Here is a 12,983-nt window from a genome sequence, read left to right as displayed (position 1 = left end):
TATTAATTATCCATTTAAAGCCTCAGCTCCTCCTACAATTTCTAAAATTTCTCCTGTAATAGCGGCTTGACGTGCTTTATTATAAGTTAACTTCAATTGATTTCTTAATTCAGTAGCGTTATCTGTCGCTTTGTGCATCGCTGTCATACGCGCTCCGTGCTCTGCAGCAAATGAATCTCGAATAGCTTTGTACAATTGCGTTTTTAATGACTTAGGAATTAAAGTCATGATGATTTCTTCTTTCGATGGTTCGAAAATGTAATCACCTGCAACAGCTTCAGATTTAGCAATAGGAGCCAATGGAAGGAATTGTTCTGATTTTACTACTTGGGTAGCAGCATTTTTAAACTGATTATATACTAACTCGATTTTATCATATTCACCAGCAACAAACTTTTCAGTTAAATCAGAAGCAATAGTTACCGCATTATCAAAAGTTAAATTATCAAAAATTGTACTCTCGTTTGCTATTATTGTATGCGTTTTACGCAATACGTCATTACCTTTTTTACCTATAGTTAACACATCAAGTTGTGCATTTTTATATTTTTCTGTGAGGCTTTTTACTTCCTTAACCACATTAGCGTTAAAAGCACCACATAAACCACGGTTAGAAGTAATAACTACTAAAAGTACTTTCTTTGCTTCACGTTGCGTCGTATAAGCTCCACCTACTTCACCTTCAAGAGTAGCTGATAAATTTTGTAATAACTCTGTTAATTTTTCAGCGTAAGGACGCATTGCCGTAATGGCATCTTGCGCCTTTTTAAGCTTTGCTGCCGAAACCATTTTCATCGCTGACGTTATTTGCATCGTTGATGAAACGGATGTAATTCTATTACGGATTTCCTTTAAATTCGCCATTTTTTTATAGTAATTAGTGACTAGTAAATAGTGATTAGCTAATTACTAATCACTACTCACTATTTACTTTATTAGTTATACTTTGCAGATACTTCTTTTGCTACTTTCTCTAAAACGTCAGTGATGTTGTCATCAAATTTACCTGCTTTAAGAGCGTCTAAAGTATCTCTATGTTTGTTCTTTAAGAATTCTAAATAATCTTTTTCAAATTCTTTCACTTTAGCTACTGGTACGTTTCTTAATAAGTTTTTAGTACCTGCATAGATAATTGCAACTTGGTCTTCTACAGTAAATGGAGAGTTTAAACCTTGTTTTAAGATTTCCACGTTACGTTTACCTTTTTCAATTACGTTTAATGTAGCTGCATCTAAGTCAGAACCGAACTTAGCGAACGCTTCTAATTCACGGAACTGCGCTTGGTCTAATTTTAAAGTACCCGATACTTTTTTCATAGACTTGATTTGCGCATTACCTCCTACACGAGATACAGAGATACCTACGTTAATTGCTGGACGAACCCCTGAGTTGAATAAATCAGACTCTAAGAAAATCTGTCCGTCAGTAATCGAAATTACGTTCGTTGGGATATACGCAGAAACGTCACCCGCTTGCGTTTCGATAATAGGTAAAGCAGTTAATGAACCACCCCCTTTAACGATTGGTTTTAATGACTCAGGTAAGTCATTCATATTTTTAGCGATATCGTCATCAGCGATAACTTTAGCCGCTCTTTCTAATAAACGAGAGTGTAAGTAGAATACGTCTCCAGGATAAGCCTCACGTCCTGGTGGTCTTCTTAATAATAAAGACACCTCACGGTAAGCAACAGCTTGTTTAGATAAATCATCATAAACGATTAGAGCTGGACGACCTGTATCACGGAAGTACTCTCCGATAGCAGCACCTGCCATAGGAGCATAAACTTGCATTGGAGCTGGATCAGAAGCATTAGCAGCAACGATAACTGTATAAGCCATTGCTCCTTTTTCTTCTAAAGTTTTTGCTAAAGCTGCTACTGTAGAAGCTTTTTGACCAATTGCAACATAGATACAGAAAACGGGTTTACCTGCATCATAAAATTCTTTTTGATTTATGATAGTATCAATACAAACCGTAGATTTACCTGTTTGACGGTCACCAATTACTAACTCACGTTGACCACGACCTACTGGAATCATAGCATCTATAGCTTTTACTCCTGTTTGTAATGGTTCTGTTACTGGTTGACGGAAAATTACCCCTGGTGCTTTACGCTCTAAAGGCATTTCGTATAAATCACCACCAATAGGACCTTTACCATCAATAGGTTGCCCTAAAGTGTTTACAACACGCCCTACCATTTGCTCACCAACCTTTAAAGAAGCAATACGTTGTGTTCTTTTAGCAGTTGAACCTTCTTTGATACCTGTAGATGGTCCTAATAATACTACCCCTACGTTATCTTCTTCAAGGTTCAATACGATACCTTCCATACCGTTTTCAAAAACCACTAACTCACCATATTGTACATTAGAAAGCCCATAAATACGAGCAATACCGTCACCTACTTGAAGTACAGTACCTACTTCTTCTAAAGTAGCACCAGATTCAAAACCTGATAATTGTTGCTTTAATATTGCTGAAATTTCAGCTGGTTTGATTTCCGCCATTGTTTTATAATTTTTACACTTTCGTGTTATAATTAATTACTCAATTCTCTCTTTAATGTTAATAAACTGTTTGCAACTGAAGCGTTATATTGCTTGTCACCAATTCTTAAAATAAATCCGCCAATGATTGCTGGATCTACAATATTTTTTAAAGTAACTTTTTTAGTTGTTAAAGTACCTGCTTTAGCTAATACTTTAGCTTCTAATTCAGGAGTGATAGCAATAGCAGTAGTTACTGTTGCTACTTCAACTCCGTTAGCTTCATCATACAATTTTGTATATTGCGTAGCTACTTTGTCTAAAAGTTCAAAACGTTTGTTTTCTAATAATAACTGAAATAACGATTTTGTTACTGCACCTGCGTCTTTAAAAACTTCTAATAAAGCACTGTTCTTTACTTCGATTTTTAAAGTTGGGTTAGCAATAAATGACGCTAACTCAGCATTATCTTGGATAGTTTTAGCAATCAAAGTCATATCGTTGTTTACTTCCTGAGCAACACTCTTTGAAGTAGCAACATCTAAAATTGCTTTTGCATATCGTACTGCGGCTCTATTACCTGACATACTTCTCGTATTAGTTTAATTTCACTTCATCCAACATTTTCTCAACTAATTTTACTTGAGAATCGTTGCTAGATAATTGGTCTTTTAATATTTTCTCTGCAATTTGTAATGATAAAGCAGAAACTTGTGTTTTCAATTCAGCCATCGCTGCATTTTTCTCACTTTCGATAGAAGCTTTAGCTTGCTCAATTAAACGAGCACCTTGTGTTTGTGCTTCTTCTTTAGCGTCAGCAATCATCTTTTCTTTGATTTCACGAGCTTCTTTTAACATTGTATCACGCTCAGCACGTGCTTCGTTTAAAATACGTTCGTTGTTTGCTTGCAATTCTTGCATTTCTTTTTTAGCATTTTCAGCTGCTTGCAATGCACTACGAATACCTTCTTCACGGGTTTCTATAGATTCCATAATAGGTTTCCAAGCAAATTTAGCTAATAAAACAACTAAGATCGTTAAAATTACAATTAGCCAAAAGAATAGACCGTATCCAAAATCGTTAAATATTTTTTCCATTATTGATGTTTTCTGTTTAATTAATAAAAATAGGTTAAATAAAATTACACTTTGCAACCAACCGTTGCAAAGCGTAATTTAAATTTGATTAAGCACCTAAGATTAAGGCACCGAATGCTAAACCTTCTAATAAGGCACCGATGATGATCATCGCTGTTTGGATTTTACCAGCAGCTTCTGGTTGACGAGCAATAGCATCCATTGCAGATCCACCAATTTTACCTAAACCTAAACCAGCTCCGATTACGATTAAACCAGCACCTACTAAATTTGGAATTGTCATAATAAAAGATTTATATAATAATTAAACAATTTTTTTAAAAAATTCTACTTTTTTATTCTATTAATGATGGTCATCATGATGGTGGTCTTGAACCGCCATACCAATGAACAATGATGATAACATAGTAAAGATGAATGCTTGTAAGAATGCTACTAACAATTCAATTACTGAGATGAATAAGGTTAATGCTAACGATACTCCCATAGCTCCACCAGCGGTTAACTGTTGTTTGAATAGGAAGATAATCGCAATTAATCCCATTACTACTGAGTGACCCGCTGTGATGTTTGCAAACAAACGAATCATTAACGAGAAAGGCTTGGTGAAAATCCCTAAAACCTCAATAGGCGCTAAAACGATTTTCATCGGTACAGGTACCCCTGGCATCCAGAAAATGTGTTTCCAATAATCAGCATTAGCACTTACGTTTGTGATTACTAAAGTACATAAAGCTAAACATAAAGTTACAGCAATATTCCCAGTTACGTTAATTCCTAACGGAGTTAAACCAATTAAGTTCAACGTCCAGATTAAGAAGAATACCGTTAATAGATACGGCATGAATTTTTTGTATTTTTTTTCACCAATGTTTGGACGAGCAATTTCGTCACGCACATAAATTACAAGTGGCTCTAAGATACGTCCAAAACCAGTTGGTAACTGATTTCCTTTTTTATAGGTTTTTGCTAACGATGTGAAAGCAAAGAAAATTAAGATTGCCGTTACTAATAATGAAAATACATTTTTAGTGATTGAAAAATCTAAAGGCTTAGCATTTGTTGGGTGACCATGTGCATCGTTTGTAATTGTACCTTCAACATCTGATTTATAGATTACCCCATGAACCATTTTATAGAAGCTACCATCCACTTCTGCTAATTCTTTTTCATTGTGAAAAGCAGATGACATGAACACATGAAGACCATTATCTACTAAGATAACTGGTAATGGAAAACCTACATGGTGTCCCGTTTCTCCATCAGCATACAAATTGAAATCATGCGAATCCAACAAGTGATGTTTGATAAATGCTTGTACTTCTGGTTTCTCATCAACTGGACCACCGTGGTTAGCTTCATGACCAGCAGTTGCGTGCTCACCTTCAGCATGTGCTGCTTGAGCATGTGCACTGTCGTGCGCCACTGCGTGTGCCTCATGAGCTGGTTTTGTAGTTGCGTGAGTTGAATCCGTCGTTGGGTTAGCCATTGCTACCCAAGAGAATAAGCCTATAAAGGCCGACATTAGTAATGATACAGGTTTTCTTGTAATCATCATAGGAATGAAAAATTTCTATGTTCGTAAATTTCGGTGCAAAGGTACATTTTTTATTTATATGAAAAACGATTGCTTGAAAAAAAATATATCAATCTTAATTCTATTTTAAACTAAATCATTTTAGAGTGCCATATTACCTCTTTAAACACACTATATCAATTAATTAAAATTTAATCTGATTTAATTTTTTACCCACTAAAAATGTTATTGTAGTTAGGTATGCTATAAACAGAATAAAGAAGTTCCATTTAGAGAACATAAAATTCTTTTGCAATAACCATTTATTAAAAATATATGTAAAAATAAAAAGGTTGGTAATAACCACTAAAAAACCTACTCCTACTTGATCTTTTTTATTTTCTAACAAGAATGCCATCGCTAGAGTTCCGAGTAAATAGAAAAGGAAGAAAAAAGCGTGTATTAAATAAAAAGCAGGAGAGATTGTTTGATTTAACAAAAATAAGCATCCAAAATTGATGAAGTAAAAAACCACCCCTGCAAGAGATAGCTTTTTAAAAAAATCTTTAATAAGCATTATTTATTGATTTCATTAACTTGTTTGATAACATTATACAAGGCTAGAAAGACTCCCACTAATGTAAATACTTTATCATAGTAGAATACCGAATTAGGATAACTAGTATCCAACCATTGCCCTAGCTTGAAAAATAAAAAAATCGTAACTCCCATTTGTGATGGAATAGCGACTAGTGAGAGCCATTTATTTCTTTTAATTTTTTCTTTTTCTTCTGTATTATTGTTGTTCATTTACTAGATTTGACGAAGGTGTTGTTGTTTTCATTACACAAGTTGCTGTAAACTTAGCTCCAGGCTCAACAGCTAATTTACCACAACTTACATCTCCATTTATAATTGCGGTTGCTTTTACATTTAACATTTCTTCTACGATTATTTTTCCCTCGGACTTGCCTTCTATATCGACATTTTGGGCGTTTATATCTCCCAAAACACTTCCTGCAGGCCCAACTACTAGTTTAGCTTTTGAGTTAAAATTACCTATCAGGTGACCATCTAATCTAAAATCTGCGATTGATTCTATATCCCCTTTTATTGTAGTTCCTTCAACAATACGATTTGTCTTTCCTAGTAGGTCTGTATAATTTTTGGGCTTTTTGTCAAACATAAATTAAAGTTTTATTTGTAGATATTCATTTAAATTTTTCTTGGTTTGAATGACCGAATAATTTTGGCTTGAAATGACTGTAGCTTTTTCTTTTACTTCATATCCTTTTGTTTTAGCTAATAATTCGATTAGAAAACGTGCATATTCACGAGAAGATATACCATGAATTACAACAAAATTATCGGTTTCATTATAGATATCGTAAGATACAAAAAACTTGTAATATTGTTTCTCTTTTATATATCTTTCTATTTTTTCTATTAACTTTTTAGTGGCTTCATCCTCTTTCTGCCCTACTTTATATAGTACTTTCCACTTAGTTGAAATAGTATCCGCTGATAGTGTCATTTGTTCCATCTTTGGAATATCTAAACGTAAAATATCTTCTGCTTTTGTTGCTTCTTCTGTGTCTGGGTATCCATTTATTACCTTTTGGATTCCTTCACGATAGGCATTCAAACCAAGTAATTTTCCATTTAAAAGAGCTTTTAATAATTCAAACTTAGGCAATAAGGGATCTCCAGAGAATAATTCTATTGATTGATTGATTTTTTCTAATGCTGCTTTATATTCTTGATTATCAGATATAGAAAGACAATTTTTATATACTTCAGCTGGAGCTTCTGGATCCGTATTTTCGGATATTTGTCCGTTTACCAATTGTGCATATCGAGTGTTGGGATAATTTTCAATGATGTCTGCCTTTAATTTTTGCGCTTTTTCTGTATCGGAAATTTCATACAAACGAAATAAATTATATTTGGCTGGAAGTATAAAACGTTCTTCTGGTTTATTTGCCAATAATCGTTCAAAACGTTCTTCAGCCACTTTGTTTTCAAAGAATTTCTCTTTGTAGATCAAGCCCAAGTTGTAGTACGCATTATTTCTTTCTTTTGTTAAACTATCAATTACTTTTTTTGATGTAGGTAGTTTAGCTAAATAAAACTCTGGGGTATATTTTTCGTTAACGATTACTGTTTCTGATTGATTTTTAGCAACTTCTAAATCAACTGGATTTACCTCTTCATCTTTTTGATTTTGTATTTGTGCTAACCATTTCCAATTGTCAATCAATGCTCGTTTACCCCATTTTTTTGTAAATTCTAGTTTTCCATAAGCTACGGTTGAAGGATTATAAAAATAAAATGAATTTTTGGACTCATCTAATCCTAATGGTGCAATACTTCTTTTTTCTCCTGGAGTTGGCACTATATTGGGATCAAAAAACATGTTATCATTCTGTTGGCGATTTTGTTCTATAACCTGCTTTTTTTTATCTAATGCCACTTTCAATGAATCTTTTTTCTTTAATTCTTTTATGAATTTTTGAAAATAAGAAATACGTTCTTCACTTGACATTTGAATAAGCATTATAATGCTATCATTCTTTTGGGCTATATTTTCATATTTTATGACTGCATCTAGATTCTTTCTTTTCTTTTCTATTAGAAAATATTCTCTATTTTTTTTAGTAAATTTGGTTAGAGTACTATCGTAATACTTACCTGCTATTTCGTATTTTGTTTGATCAAAATAAATTTTAGCTAAATTTCTATAATTAGATGCCATCAAGTAATTATCACTTGAAATTGATTTTAATGATTTATTGTAAAATATTTTAGCTTTTTCGTGTACTTTAAGTTGGTCATAAAAGAGTGCTACTTGATGATTTAAGACATCTAAATACGGGCGGTTTTCTCTATCTTTTAATAGTTTAGCATATTTTTTCGTAAAAATTAATGTGTCTTTTGTAACATCTATTAAACTTGCTTGTTTGGCATGTGCTTGAATAACATATATACGAGGGGATTGTCTTTTCATGTTTATGACTTCTTGAAAAGCTACATAAGCACTATCTTTATATTTCAATTGTTCGTATAATTGTCCTAAAATAAATCTATAGCGGGCTTTTTCTTCTTTGTTGGAAGCATATTGAATAGCTTCCTTTATGGGATTTAGAGCCTTTTGTTTTTCTTCAAGATTAATATATGCTTGTGTTAAAAGCGCGTTGGCCTCTGCTTTTATATGAGGTGGCAAGTCGTATCTTTTTAAAAGTAAAGTTAGATTCTTAACTGCTAATGCGTCATTTTCTAATCGTACATTTGTTTTTTCTCTCCAAACTTTAGCTTCATAAATTTTGTCTGAATTAGAGTATTTGTATAAGATATAATTGAACGCTTCTAATGCGGGTACAAATCTTTTATCGTAATAACGGGCTTTTCCTAGTAGTAAATGAGCCTCATCCATTTGTGAATTTCGTTCTCTACCTTCAATATTCATAGAGTGTTTTTGAATGGCTTTTACAGCTTTATCTTCTGCACGTGTAAAATTAGCATTTTTTCCTTTTTGTCCTGGTAAGAAATTTTCCTCTTCAACCTGCATACGTTCAACAGGTAAAATTCCCCAAAAATCATCAACATAACTTTTTTTAAGTCCATCTATACCTGCTTGCAAAGCAACATCACCATTATATACCGTATTATACTTAGAGTTTAAAGCATGCCAATTCCTAGAAATTAATGTGTCCTTTTTAGTTGAACAAGCAATTATAAATGCGCATAGTCCAAAAGATGCTATATATATTAGGTGATTTTTCAAACGATTGTAATTTTTAAATATAAACTCTAAAAATATTTTTTTAGTATTTTGACTGGTAAAAGTACACTTCTTTTAAAAAGTAATGAAGTAAAAATAAAAAAAATCCCAAAAGCGGAATAACTTTTGGGATTTTTAAGATTATAATTTTTCTACTCAATAGCAAGTTTACTTTTCGAATTATTACTATCTAAAATATATGTACCTTTGGTTAACATATCAGTATCAATAGTTATTGAATTATCTTTGCTTTTTTTATTGAAAACCTTTTTCCCTGTTAAATCAAAAATTTGAACCTCATTATCTTCTAATTTTTCAAAATTTATAGTTAATTGTTCACCTCTTTTTATTGGATTTTTAAAACTAAATTTAACATTTTTATTTACAGATCTTACCTTAGTATTTACTAAATCTCCATGAGCAATAAATTCTGATATATGAACACCTTGGTTTACGGAATTAAAGTTCATATCTACCTTAAAATATCTAGCTTGAACAGGTGTATTAAAGGTAAATGTATTACCAGCCTGTGTAGCATTAGAAGTATCTGATTTGTCAGCTACCTGAGTCCAATTTACCCCGTCAGTAGATGAAGAAACTGTATATTTATAATGTCTAGTATCTTTAAAATAGTTAACTACAGTTATATCATTAACATTATAGTTAGCGCCTAAATCCACTTTCCACCACTGTGGATAAGCTGTATTCCCCCAATAAGTATCAATATTTCCATCATTCGCTTTCGGACCATCTGTTGATGGTATATCTGAACCACTAACTGTTGTTGCTTTGTTTAATGCAATATTATTAGTGACGGCATATGGATTCCCTCCTAAATCTGAGCTAAGATTTACTAATTGTGCATGAATATCTGCTACATCTCTTATACTTTCTGTTAAGAACCATTTCTCATAATTTGTTCCAAAGTGTCTATTAGGTCTATATCCTTTGGCTACAATTCCAGATATCATCGCTCCAAATGTAGACACTTTCTTTATAATTTCAGCATTTGAAAGTAAAGGGATGTCTAAATTTGATAATTGATAGTCTGTGTGTAATTTCGAATTAAAACCAGTTATACCATCCATAGCTTCTAGTGCTAAAACTGACGTAATATAATGATCCGCATGATCACCAGGATTAATTGTCATATCTACATCTGTAGAATAAACATTTGATGTGGTACTCTTTTCTGTATTAAAAATAGCTTTTATTGTCTCTTTTAATTCTGACCAAGTATAAGTTGCTGTACCCGTAACATTTGTGATAGTCGATATACTTCCTTTTTTTAATTTTTCAATACTTTGATAATTATTTGCAGAATAACCATTCATATTCAAACTACAACAATCTCCGTTTGGTAAATCCAGAAAATACATAGTAATATTATTTCCATAAGTCCATTTGCGTACTTTTTTACCAGCCATTAACACTTCTGTAGTCGTTTCATTGAAATTTAAAGGCAAGTTTCCATTCGTATAACAATATTCTAAGGCTTTTTTGTAACCGTTATCACGAGCTTCATAAAAAGGTGTTTTAATACCTACCCCAGCATCAGGGGTATAAACACCATCATGTGCTCCTTGATCTGAAGCACTCGTTACAATTGCAACTGTCTTAACACCTGAGCTTACTTTATCAAATAGTGGTACACCACAAAAATAAACCGCATCATCTTGATGGGCATGTACAAAAAAAGTTGTTTCTTGTGCCTTTATCGATAAGCTTGTAAAAAAAGCAGCACATAATAAGTAAATTTTTTTCATAGATATTTATTTTTTTCAAATATAAAACAAAAATCCTTTTTAAATTTTATTCTAAAAGTCCAAAAAAAAAGAGCAAAAAGGACTTTTAAAGTAATATTATTAAATTATTACATTTATAAATTACAATTTATAAAAGTTAATATTTTTTACCTTTGTATTATAAAACAAAACCTATGTCAATATTCTATAAACTATCTATAAAAGAAGTAAAAAGAGAAACTCCTAATGCTATTTCAATAGCTTTTAATGTTCCTTTAGAGTTTAAAGATTTTTATCAATTTAAAGCAGGACAATACGTTACAATTAAATTAACTTTAGACGGTCATGAAATAAGAAGGGCATATTCTTTATGTACCGCTCCTTCTTCTGGAGAATTTTGTGTAACTATTAAAGCTATAAAAAACGGAACTTTTTCAAAATTTGCAAATGACCAATTAAAAAAAGGGCATATACTAGATGTTGGTTTGCCTGAAGGTCGTTTTTGTTTTGAACCACAAGTAGATCGTCAACGAAACTACATGGGATTTGCGGCTGGTAGTGGTATCACACCTGTAATGTCTATCTTACAAACCGTTTTATTAGAAGAACCTAAAAGTTCTTTCGTGTTAGTTTATGGAAATAAGACATCTAATGAAACCATTTTTCACAATCAATTAGCTGAATTGCAAAAACAATTTCTTGGCAGGTTAACGGTACACTATGTGTACAGTCAAGAAGAAATAGAAGGACAATTAGCAGGTAGAATTAATAAATCAGTTGTTCATAGAATTCACGAAAAACATATTGGTCAAGAGTTTGATAAATATTTTTTATGTGGTCCAGAGGAAATGATCAATGATGTTAATAGTACTCTAAAAGAAAAAGGTATAGCAGAAAAAAATATAAAATTTGAATTATTTTCAACTTCACCAACAATTGAAAATAATTCATCTTCTTCTGACACTTTTGAACACACAAAGATTACAGTAACACTAGATGGTGATGAAGAATCTTTTGAAATGTCTACAAAACAAACATTGTTAGAAGCTATCTTAAAACAAGGTATGGACGCTCCTTATTCATGTCAAGGTGGTGTTTGTAGTAGTTGTATCGCGCGAGTTACCTCAGGAAGCGCTATTATGAAGAAAAATTCTATCCTAAGTGATAAAGAGATTTCAGATGGTTTAATTTTAACTTGCCAAGCGCACCCAACATCTGCTGAAATCAGTATTGATTTTGATGATGTATAAAAAATAATTTTGAAAAAGGATTTGGGTTGTTTATAAATCTAAATCCTTTTTAATTTTATTAATTATTATTTCTGGTTCTATAGTACGCATTACGTCTTCATACCCCTCTACTTCTTTATTGCCATAAACGGAAGTTGGCAACATTGGATATTTTTCTCTATCAGCTGTGAGACAATTTTCTAAAGGTTGATTAAAAGGACTAAAGCCTGAATAAGGATGAGTTGCTCCCCAAAGTGTTATAACATTAACTCCCAACATAGAGGCTATATGTCCATTCCCTGAATCCATAGAAAGCATCAAATCTAAATTAGAAATTAAATTTAATTCTTCTTGAAGCTTAATTTTACCTGCAACTACCTGAACGTTGGGATAATCTCTCTTAAGTTGATATAATTTTTCTATTTCTTTTTTTCCTCCTCCAAATAGGAATATTTTAATCGTTTCTTTTGCTAAGCCGTCTACAACTTTTTGCATCAAATCTAATGGATATATTTTAGACTCATACTGAGCAAATGGTGCTATTCCTATCCATTTATTCATTTTATTTCCTGTTATACCAAGAATTTGATCCGATAATAAGGCTTTATCTGGAAACTGAGGATTTAATAGATCAAAAGAAAATCCTAAACGAACAAGCGTATCTTTATGTCTTTCAAACATGGATTTTACAGGAGCAAAAACTTTATTTTTAGGTCGAGTTAATGCCTTGTTATCCTTACGTTCTTTATCTGTAAATGCTACTTTTTTTCCATTGACTGCAAATAAACCTCTAATAACTTTTGAACGAAGTACATTATGAAAATCAGCAACAGCATCAATATTTAATTTTTTCAAATCATTGTATAATCGGACAAGTCCAATCATTCCTTTATGTTTTTTATTCAGATCTACTGGAAAAAAACTAACATTTTCTAAACCGTTGAAAAAAGGCTGAAAGAAGGGACGTGAAACTACTGTAATTTTCAACTCGGGATGTTTTAAGGATAAAGCCCTTAAAACAGGAACTGTCATAGCAACATCTCCCATAGCTGATAAACGAATAATCAATAGATGCTTCATAATATTTTTTTAAAACCCAAAAACATTGATAATGTAAAGAAC

The 12,983-nt window shown here is 32.1% G+C and carries 12 protein-coding genes; 1 reads left to right on the top strand and 11 read right to left on the bottom strand.

The window, feature by feature from the left end; translation table 11 throughout:
- Positions 1 to 6: 6 nt before the first annotated feature.
- The 10 genes from atpG to AWN65_RS00400 form a co-directional block, all read right to left on the bottom strand.
- Positions 7 to 864 carry an ATP synthase F1 subunit gamma gene (gene atpG, locus AWN65_RS00450; protein ID WP_060381352.1) on the bottom strand — a complete coding sequence of 286 codons (858 nt, stop codon included), beginning with the start codon at positions 862 to 864 and terminating at the stop codon, positions 7 to 9.
- 71 nt (positions 865 to 935) lie between these two features.
- Entirely contained in the window at positions 936 to 2,513 is a 1,578-nt protein-coding gene (gene atpA, locus AWN65_RS00445; RefSeq protein WP_060381351.1) for a F0F1 ATP synthase subunit alpha, read from the bottom strand.
- A 32-nt stretch (positions 2,514 to 2,545) separates the two neighbouring features.
- Positions 2,546 to 3,079, bottom strand: a complete 534-nt coding sequence (gene atpH / locus AWN65_RS00440) for an ATP synthase F1 subunit delta (RefSeq protein ID WP_060381350.1) — start codon at positions 3,077 to 3,079, stop codon at positions 2,546 to 2,548.
- A 10-nt stretch (positions 3,080 to 3,089) separates the two neighbouring features.
- Positions 3,090 to 3,590, bottom strand: a complete 501-nt coding sequence (locus AWN65_RS00435; protein WP_060381349.1) for a F0F1 ATP synthase subunit B — start codon at positions 3,588 to 3,590, stop codon at positions 3,090 to 3,092.
- A gap of 88 nt (positions 3,591 to 3,678) precedes the next feature.
- Positions 3,679 to 3,873 carry an ATP synthase F0 subunit C gene (locus AWN65_RS00430; protein WP_014165720.1) on the bottom strand — a complete coding sequence of 65 codons (195 nt, stop codon included), beginning with the start codon at positions 3,871 to 3,873 and terminating at the stop codon, positions 3,679 to 3,681.
- A 60-nt stretch (positions 3,874 to 3,933) separates the two neighbouring features.
- Entirely contained in the window at positions 3,934 to 5,148 is a 1,215-nt protein-coding gene (gene atpB / locus AWN65_RS00425) for a F0F1 ATP synthase subunit A (RefSeq protein ID WP_060381348.1), read from the bottom strand.
- 534 nt (positions 5,149 to 5,682) lie between these two features.
- Positions 5,683 to 5,916 (bottom strand): AtpZ/AtpI family protein, encoded by a 234-nt coding sequence (locus tag AWN65_RS00415; protein ID WP_060381346.1) that lies wholly within the window; start codon positions 5,914 to 5,916, stop codon positions 5,683 to 5,685.
- Entirely contained in the window at positions 5,903 to 6,292 is a 390-nt protein-coding gene (locus AWN65_RS00410) for a bactofilin family protein (protein WP_060381345.1), read from the bottom strand. The genes AWN65_RS00415 and AWN65_RS00410 overlap by 14 nt, the downstream gene beginning before the upstream one ends.
- A 3-nt stretch (positions 6,293 to 6,295) precedes the next feature.
- A complete protein-coding gene (porW, locus tag AWN65_RS00405; RefSeq protein ID WP_060381344.1) occupies positions 6,296 to 8,890 on the bottom strand; it encodes a type IX secretion system periplasmic lipoprotein PorW/SprE in 2,595 nt (864 codons plus the stop codon).
- Between the two features lie 149 nt (positions 8,891 to 9,039).
- Positions 9,040 to 10,653, bottom strand: a complete 1,614-nt coding sequence (locus tag AWN65_RS00400; protein ID WP_060381343.1) for a galactose-binding domain-containing protein — start codon at positions 10,651 to 10,653, stop codon at positions 9,040 to 9,042.
- Positions 10,654 to 10,826: 173 nt separating this feature from the next.
- Between AWN65_RS00400 and AWN65_RS00395 the strand changes: the two genes are divergently transcribed.
- Positions 10,827 to 11,882, top strand: coding sequence for a ferredoxin--NADP reductase (locus tag AWN65_RS00395; protein WP_060381342.1), 1,056 nt, complete (start codon positions 10,827 to 10,829; stop codon positions 11,880 to 11,882).
- Between the two features lie 30 nt (positions 11,883 to 11,912).
- Here AWN65_RS00395 and AWN65_RS00390 read toward each other — a convergent pair whose 3' ends face one another.
- Positions 11,913 to 12,941 (bottom strand): glycosyltransferase family 9 protein, encoded by a 1,029-nt coding sequence (locus AWN65_RS00390; RefSeq protein ID WP_060381341.1) that lies wholly within the window; start codon positions 12,939 to 12,941, stop codon positions 11,913 to 11,915.
- Positions 12,942 to 12,983: the final 42 nt, after the last annotated feature.

Origin of the sequence: Flavobacterium covae, assembly GCF_001534645.1 — a bacterium.
Lineage (GTDB): Bacteria > Bacteroidota > Bacteroidia > Flavobacteriales > Flavobacteriaceae > Flavobacterium > Flavobacterium covae.
Note: the sequence above shows the minus strand (reverse complement) of the source record. Positions and strands in the feature narration are given on the sequence as shown.

Excerpts from the sequence above, each read along its gene's own strand:
- atpG (WP_060381352.1), bottom strand. The coding sequence starts at position 864 with ATGGCGAATTTAAAGGAAATCCGTAATAGAATTACATCCGTTTCATCA.
- atpA (WP_060381351.1), bottom strand. The coding sequence starts at position 2,513 with ATGGCGGAAATCAAACCAGCTGAAATTTCAGCAATATTAAAGCAACAA.
- atpH (WP_060381350.1), bottom strand. The coding sequence starts at position 3,079 with ATGTCAGGTAATAGAGCCGCAGTACGATATGCAAAAGCAATTTTAGAT.
- AWN65_RS00435 (WP_060381349.1), bottom strand. The coding sequence starts at position 3,590 with ATGGAAAAAATATTTAACGATTTTGGATACGGTCTATTCTTTTGGCTA.
- AWN65_RS00430 (WP_014165720.1), bottom strand. The coding sequence starts at position 3,873 with ATGACAATTCCAAATTTAGTAGGTGCTGGTTTAATCGTAATCGGAGCT.
- atpB (WP_060381348.1), bottom strand. The coding sequence starts at position 5,148 with ATGATGATTACAAGAAAACCTGTATCATTACTAATGTCGGCCTTTATA.
- AWN65_RS00415 (WP_060381346.1), bottom strand. The coding sequence starts at position 5,916 with ATGAACAACAATAATACAGAAGAAAAAGAAAAAATTAAAAGAAATAAA.
- AWN65_RS00410 (WP_060381345.1), bottom strand. The coding sequence starts at position 6,292 with ATGTTTGACAAAAAGCCCAAAAATTATACAGACCTACTAGGAAAGACA.
- AWN65_RS00400 (WP_060381343.1), bottom strand. The coding sequence starts at position 10,653 with ATGAAAAAAATTTACTTATTATGTGCTGCTTTTTTTACAAGCTTATCG.
- AWN65_RS00395 (WP_060381342.1), top strand. The coding sequence starts at position 10,827 with ATGTCAATATTCTATAAACTATCTATAAAAGAAGTAAAAAGAGAAACT.
- AWN65_RS00390 (WP_060381341.1), bottom strand. The coding sequence starts at position 12,941 with ATGAAGCATCTATTGATTATTCGTTTATCAGCTATGGGAGATGTTGCT.